This window comes from Roseibium sp. MMSF_3247, assembly GCF_030733765.1.
Classification (GTDB): Bacteria; Pseudomonadota; Alphaproteobacteria; order Rhizobiales; family Stappiaceae; genus Roseibium.
This window is the reverse complement of the sequence record NZ_JASHII010000003.1, coordinates 748,494-754,820: the sequence shown is the minus strand read 5'-3', so window position 1 is coordinate 754,820 and position 6,327 is coordinate 748,494. Positions and strand designations below refer to the sequence as shown.

6 protein-coding genes are annotated in these 6,327 nt (G+C 52.6%); 2 read left to right on the top strand and 4 right to left on the bottom strand.

The annotated features are described in order from the left end of the window. Positions 1 to 228: 228 nt before the first annotated feature. Positions 229 to 1,167 (bottom strand): LysR substrate-binding domain-containing protein, encoded by a 939-nt coding sequence (locus RBB44_RS13815; protein ID WP_306147866.1) that lies wholly within the window; start codon positions 1,165 to 1,167, stop codon positions 229 to 231. A gap of 174 nt (positions 1,168 to 1,341) precedes the next feature. Continuing rightward, positions 1,342 to 2,139, bottom strand: a complete 798-nt coding sequence (locus tag RBB44_RS13810) for a creatininase family protein (RefSeq protein WP_306147865.1) — start codon at positions 2,137 to 2,139, stop codon at positions 1,342 to 1,344. A gap of 153 nt (positions 2,140 to 2,292) precedes the next feature. Between RBB44_RS13810 and RBB44_RS13805 the strand changes: the two genes are divergently transcribed. Further along, the gene (locus RBB44_RS13805; RefSeq protein ID WP_306147864.1) at positions 2,293 to 3,318 is read left to right on the top strand and encodes a putative metalloprotease CJM1_0395 family protein; all 1,026 of its coding nucleotides are present in this window, start codon (positions 2,293 to 2,295) and stop codon (positions 3,316 to 3,318) included. Positions 3,319 to 3,355: 37 nt separating this feature from the next. Here the strand turns inward: RBB44_RS13805 and RBB44_RS13800 are convergent, their stop codons facing one another. Continuing rightward, the gene (locus RBB44_RS13800) at positions 3,356 to 4,081 is read right to left on the bottom strand and encodes a YEATS-associated helix-containing protein (protein WP_306147863.1); all 726 of its coding nucleotides are present in this window, start codon (positions 4,079 to 4,081) and stop codon (positions 3,356 to 3,358) included. 242 nt (positions 4,082 to 4,323) lie between these two features. Here RBB44_RS13800 and RBB44_RS13795 point away from each other — a divergent pair, with 242 nt between their 5' ends. Beyond that, a complete protein-coding gene (locus tag RBB44_RS13795; RefSeq protein ID WP_306147862.1) occupies positions 4,324 to 4,842 on the top strand; it encodes a MarR family winged helix-turn-helix transcriptional regulator in 519 nt (172 codons plus the stop codon). Positions 4,843 to 4,882: 40 nt separating this feature from the next. On the opposite strand, the gene chrA is transcribed toward RBB44_RS13795, so the two are convergent. Beyond that, positions 4,883 to 6,220: a chromate efflux transporter gene (gene chrA / locus RBB44_RS13790; RefSeq protein WP_306147861.1), complete on the bottom strand. Its 1,338-nt coding sequence runs from the start codon at positions 6,218 to 6,220 to the stop codon at positions 4,883 to 4,885. Positions 6,221 to 6,327: the final 107 nt, after the last annotated feature.

Below are 6,327 nucleotides of genomic sequence, written 5' to 3'. Positions count from 1 at the left end.
TAGGTTCAAATCCTACTCCCGCAACCAAATCCCAACAAAATAAACAAAACCTCGCTCTTTAGCGGGGATATGCGCGTTGTGGTGGGCGCACGGAACTCCTCGCAGAGGCCAAAACCCCAATCCGCTCAAACAAAAGGGTAAATGCTAAGGCGATATTTCCGGAAATGATTGGGTCTCGGCCGCCCATTTTCAGGTTGCCCCAATCCTAGCTAAAAATTCATTCGAACATCAAGAAACCGGCCTAATCATTGCTGCCCGTATTTCGGAAATGCGTTCGCCAAGCGTATCGGAAAATTCCTTAGCCACGATAGATATCGGTCTATGGGTCGGAGTCAGTATGGACAGATTGTTTTGGATCCGAGGCCGAAAGGGTCTGAAGACTATCAGTGGAGGACCAAAACCATGCTTGTATATTTCTTGAGTTTTGAATGCTGTCACCATATCGCAAATGAGCGCACAAAGGCCAGCTTCCACGAACTTTAGACCAGGTTTGGATGTTTGGAGTTCAAATCGTTGATTTAATTGGACGCCAGTATCACGAAACCGATCCAAGGTTTGCTTGTGACTGCGGTGTTCTGGATGGAGCAGAGCAAGCGGGTACCCATCGAGATCGGCCGGTGTGATAACTTCTTTAGATGCCAGTGGATCTGAAGAGGAAAGTGCACACATGCACTCCAACTCGAAATCAACCTGATCAAAAGAGCTTCTGATCCTCGGAGTTTCAGCAATGCCGAGGTCAAAGTGTTGCGCTGCGATCAGGTCTTCAATTTCTGCGGAAGACTTGCTGGCCAGCGCGATATTCACTTTTGTCTTATCGGACAAAAAACGCGATATCACATCAGGCAGAAAGTCCTCCGCGACTTCCGGAATACAAGCGATACGCAGCTGACCTTGTTCCCGATTGGCAAGTCCGCGCAAAGTACGTTTGGAAATTTCGAGGCGCTTCAGAATAGCGTCCGCTTCCTCAAGGAAGAATTCAGCTTCGGGTGTGGGCACGAGCCGACCCTGTTCTCTCACAAAAAGTTTGAGTTCGAGTTCGGTTTCCAGGCCGGATATTGTTGAACTGATGGCCGGTTGCGTTCGCCCGAGCGTTCGCGCGGCTTCAGATATTGATCCGCACCGCATGACTTCCCGAAAGGTCGCAAGCTGCCTGATTGAAAGGTTCATAGAGGCTCTATGTTACAATCCGCAAATCCCCTCACACTGTGGAACTGAATTTAACCACCGTCAACTGCTTGTCGTTGTTGGAAAAATTCAACTTGCAGCAATCGCGCAAAGCATTCCGAACCTTACTCAGTACACTTTCCGTTGTGAAATATGCGTTGGGAAGAGGTTTATTCATTAACGGTGCTTAAGCCGGTGAAGATCATAGCTTTGCACATCTTCCAAGAGTTCGATAAAGGCTTGCGCCGCGTGGTTCAGTGATTGCCGCCCCTTTTCTACTGTTGCTGCAGAAGCGTTGCCTTGAGTGCCGTGCGGGTTGAGGTCTTGTGCTTTCCAGCCGAATTGGGCCTTCCCGTGCCCTCTCAAATGTTTAAATTCTTTGAGAAAATTCTGTTGTTCCGATGAGAAGTCCTGTGAAAGGTCTATCCGCACTAGATCAGGCCGGATAGCAAGCATGAGTGACGTTTCAATGTCACCGCCGTGGATGCCGTAGGTAAATTCGTCCTCCGGAAAAAGACCTTCTGGCTGTCCAAAGCGGAGCCAGTTCGTCCCAAGCACAAACATATCGTGCCTGATGCGCAGTTCCCGGCTCACAATATCAATCACGGGAACATTACCGCCATGGGAATTGATGATAACCAGTTTCCGTATTCCGGCACGGGCGACGGACTCACCGATCTCGATCCAGCATTTGGTGATGGTGTCCCAGCTGAGCGTAAGAGTTCCCGGATAATCGATATGTTCGTCTGATTTGCCGATAGTCTGTACAGGAAGGAATGTCACTGGAAGGCGCTTAGGAAGAAGCTCAATTACCCGTTGGATCTGACCCTCGGCGAGCGTAGTGTCCGTCGACAGTGGCAAATGTGGCCCATGCTGCTCAATTGCCGCCACTGGCAGGACCGCGATCCAGTCTTCGGTGCCGGCATCTTTGAAATCCTCTGTTGTCATCTCATGCCAGAAACGTTTGGGCAGCATTCTTGGTATCCTGATTCTAAGTCTCGCCTTCTTGATACCCGATTTTCTGGTGTCTGACGAAAATGGGCGCCGAATAATCCTCGCGAAGTTTTGATCTCGAATTCTTAATGCAAATTAATAAATTGGCGATGTTTTTCGGGGATATATGGCCCGATGATCGGCGCACTTTTATCCAACACGCCGGCGAACCTATTGAGAAGCAGCGGTGTCGCTGGTGATGCGGCTCCCGGTTCTGAGGAGACAGCCCAGAACCGGGACGGTGGTGCTGTGCGCGACAGTCAGGCGAGCCCAAGGGCTATTGCTGTCCGGGCGGGGGCGACCACCCTTTTAACGCCGCAAGCAATCCTTGCCTTGCAAGAAACCGATGAATCGGACGCCCCAGCGCGCCGAAAATCCCAGGCGGAACCGTTAGGTAATGGGCGCCAATTATCTGAAGAAAGTGGCCTGGACCAATCTCAGAAGTCCGGCGATACTGTGAGTGCTGGTGCAGCGCAATCAGCCGGCGCGCAATTGCCTGCTAACCCTGCGTCTTCTGGTCAGGATGCGGCACAGCAGACAGAGCCGGACGACGATGCAGATGGAGATGGCCTGACGGAGGGCGAAGAAAAACAGGTTCAGGAACTGAAGCAAAGAGACCGTGAAGTCCGAGCACACGAGCAGGCTCATGCCCGGGTGGGCGGTGCTTATGCAAGTGCGCCGACCTACACCTTCCAGCAAGGCCCTGACGGCAAGCGTTATGCCGTTGGCGGTGAGGTTCAGATCGATACCTCAACAGAACGCACACCTGAGGCAACGATCCGGAAGATGCGCGTGGTGATCAGCGCTGCTCTGGCCCCGGCCGAACCCTCTGGCCAAGACCTTAGAGTTGCGCAACAGGCACGTTCGCAATTGTCTGAGGCTCAAGCTGAGCTGCGTCAACAAAAGCTGGAAGAGTTGCGCGGCGATGAAACATCAGAAGTCTCGGGTGTTGAGAACAGCTCGGCGAGCAGGAATAACCCATCTGAAAATGTGGCCAGTGCCAATGAGGCAGAATCATCGGGCGACGCCAATTCCGACAATGAGGACGATACTAGCCGCTCCTCGCGTAACCGACCTGACGCCAGTGCAATAGAGGCGTACCAAGCAGCTTTGGAGCGGGCGAATGACTTGCAACAAGCAGCAGGATCGCTTTTTGCCTGAAGACACCTTCTGCGGCATTCATGATACCAGCGTGATGCTAGAGTATTGCACCGGTGGCAAGACGGGCTGCCAATTCGAGACCATCTTCTGTGAGTGAAACAAGCCTCCGGCGAGTTCCGAAAGGTGAATGGTGGGTGGCAAGCTTGCGGTCGATCAGTTTCGCGATGGCGTCTTCTGCCTGGTTATTTGTGATCCCACAATCCTGGGAAATGCCGTCTATTGTCCGGACTGCCAAATCGCCCAATGCGCTTAAGACCGTTTTCTCAAGATCGCTCAGCGACCGGCCTGTTTGGCCGAGTTTTGGCGGCAGAGGACTGTTTTGATCAATAACTGCGGCTTCTTCCTTTTGTAGTTTATAGGCGAGATTGTCCTTTAGCTCCTGAATTTGAACTTCCGCGCGCTGTTGGCTGTCTGCCATCTTGTTAGTCAGCTCGTTGATGACGCGATCCGACAATGTCGACAGAAAGGCCTTTGCCGAGAAACCGGCCAATATGCAGAAGCCTCCAAAAATGAGATAGGCCTCAGTGTTTTCGCCGTTTTTAACTTCGTTCAGGATGTTCGATTGTAGAAGTGACAGGAAAAGGGGAACAGTGAAAGCGGCGATGATACCGACCATCGCAAAACCGGCCATACCGAACCGAACCTGCGTAGAAGCGGTCTTTGATGTGGTTAGAAATGCCGCGATGCCACCCAACCCACCTGCGATCACGATCGTCAGGCTCAATGGCAAAAGTGCTTCCAGGAATGAGATGATATCCGCCATGGGTTTCAATGACAGTCAGTGCTGCCGCGGCCTTGAGATCATACGTTCACCTGAAGAGACGCTTGAGCCGAGCTGACGTGAAACTGCCCTTCCAAGGCTTCTGAGCTGCGGCAAGTTTTATGCGCAGATCACGCTTGTGGGATGTCGATATTCAGACTGTCATTTGACGGTTAAATAACTTGGTTAGGTTTCCCCCGTTCAAGATGAACGATTTGAATGAATCTGCGTTCGGGGATCCCTTAATGCCTTTCAACTACAAAAAGAGCATTACATTCCGGCTGTTACAGGCCGCCAAAGCACAGCGCGCCCGGTCGGGTGCGCATCTGATGCGGATCGGTTTGCATCCAGGGCAAGAGCTTGTTTTGAAGGTTTTGGCGGATGCCGACGGCCGGACGATGAGCCAGCTTGCTTTGGCCCTTGGGGTTCAGCCGCCGACGGTCACCAAAATGGTTACCCGGCTCTCCAGTCAGGGGTATGTCCGCCGTCAGGTGTCAGATTCAGACGGCCGCCTTGCACGTGTCTATCTGACAGAAACTGGCCGGGACCTGGTTGTCTCTGTCGATAAAGCCTGGAAGCGCTTGGAACGTGAGGCGATGGCGGGCATCGAAGACAAGGATCGTAAGAAACTGCGCAAGCTTTTGCGGCAGGTTGAAAAAAATCTGTCTGTCTCGGTTGATGATGACCCGGATCACGACGAAGATCTGGAACCCGACGAAGCGGACACAGCGAGCAAAGCCAATAAGGAATTGACTGCCGCTTGATAGGGTGCGCTCAGCGCCACAATCTAAAACCAAGTGATTTTTAGCTGGTCAGCATTCTTGCGGCCAGACCGAGGGCGGCCGTTGTTCCGATCACTGTGAACATTCCGCACTTAGCCCAAAAAACAAGCACGGCGGCGGCAACGGCGATCGCGAAAAGGATCGTGTCTAAGCTGCCGGGGGTCGGTGCAATAACTGTCACGGGACCAATCGACGCGGTCTTTGTTTCAGTAAACAAGACATTGATTGCGAACCATACTGCAAGGTTCAAGACTGTGCCCGCAACGGCAGCAGTGATCGCTGACAGAGCGCTTGCCAAATACGCATTCCCATACAGCCGCTCCATCCAGGGGGCGCCGGCCAAAACGAACAAAAAGCTTGGCACAAACGTTACCCAGGTGGTCATTGCTGCTGCGAGTAACGCCATGGTTATCGGTGTGAGCGGTCCTGGGTTCTGCCAGCCTCCCAGGAACCCGACGAATTGCGTCACCAGAATGAGTGGGCCCGGAGTTGTTTCGGCAAGGCCGAGGCCATCCAGCATTTGACCCGCAGTTAACCAGCCTTTTGTGTCAACAGCGACTTGGGCCATGTAACTGAGGAGTGCATAGGCTCCCCCAAAACTGACCACAGCAAGAGTTGCAAAGAAACCTGCAACATCAACGAGGACGGACTGGGGTGTCAGCAATAGAGCAGCCAGGAACGGCGGCGTCAGCCAAACAAACCCTCCGATTACGAGCGTCTTGAGCGTGTTGATGGCAGATGGATGAGACTGCGATGTGTCTGCCGGCCGCTCTTTTTCTTCTTCCCGCTTGCCAAAGAAAAGCCCGATAGCTCCGGCGGTGATGATGACCAACGGAAAGGGAACTGCGAAGAAAAACAGGGCGCAAAACGAAAGACCGCATAGTAGCCAGCTTAATCGGGTCTTTAGTGCCTTTGCGCCAATCCGCAACAACGCTTGCATTACGATTGCCAGCACTCCGGCTTTGATGCCGTAGAACAGCGCGTTGAAAATCTGGGTTTCGCCATATGCCGCATAGATGTAGCTCACGACAGCCATTGTGAGAGCGCCGGGTAAGATAAATAGCAAACCGGCGATCAGCCCACCCAAAGTCTTGCCGGTCAACCAGCCACAATAGGTTGCCAGTTGCTGGGCTTCCGGACCGGGCAGAAGCATGCAGTAATTCAAGGCATGAAGAAAACGTTCTTCGGAAAGCCATTTACGGGTTTCGACAAACTCCTGGTGCATCACCGAGATTTGCGCCGCGGGGCCACCAAAAGACAAAAGCCCAACTTTTGACGCGACTTTCGTCACCTCCATAAGAGACGGCAAGTTGTCATTGTGGTTTTCGTTATTTTTGTTGGTGTCGGGACTGACTGACATGTGGGATCCGGTCACGCGCATTGGTGTTTCGGTTTCCTAGTGCGCCTGTATGACCCCAGCAAGACAGAAGTCTTGGTGCCAAAGATTACAAAACGCTCATTTGAATT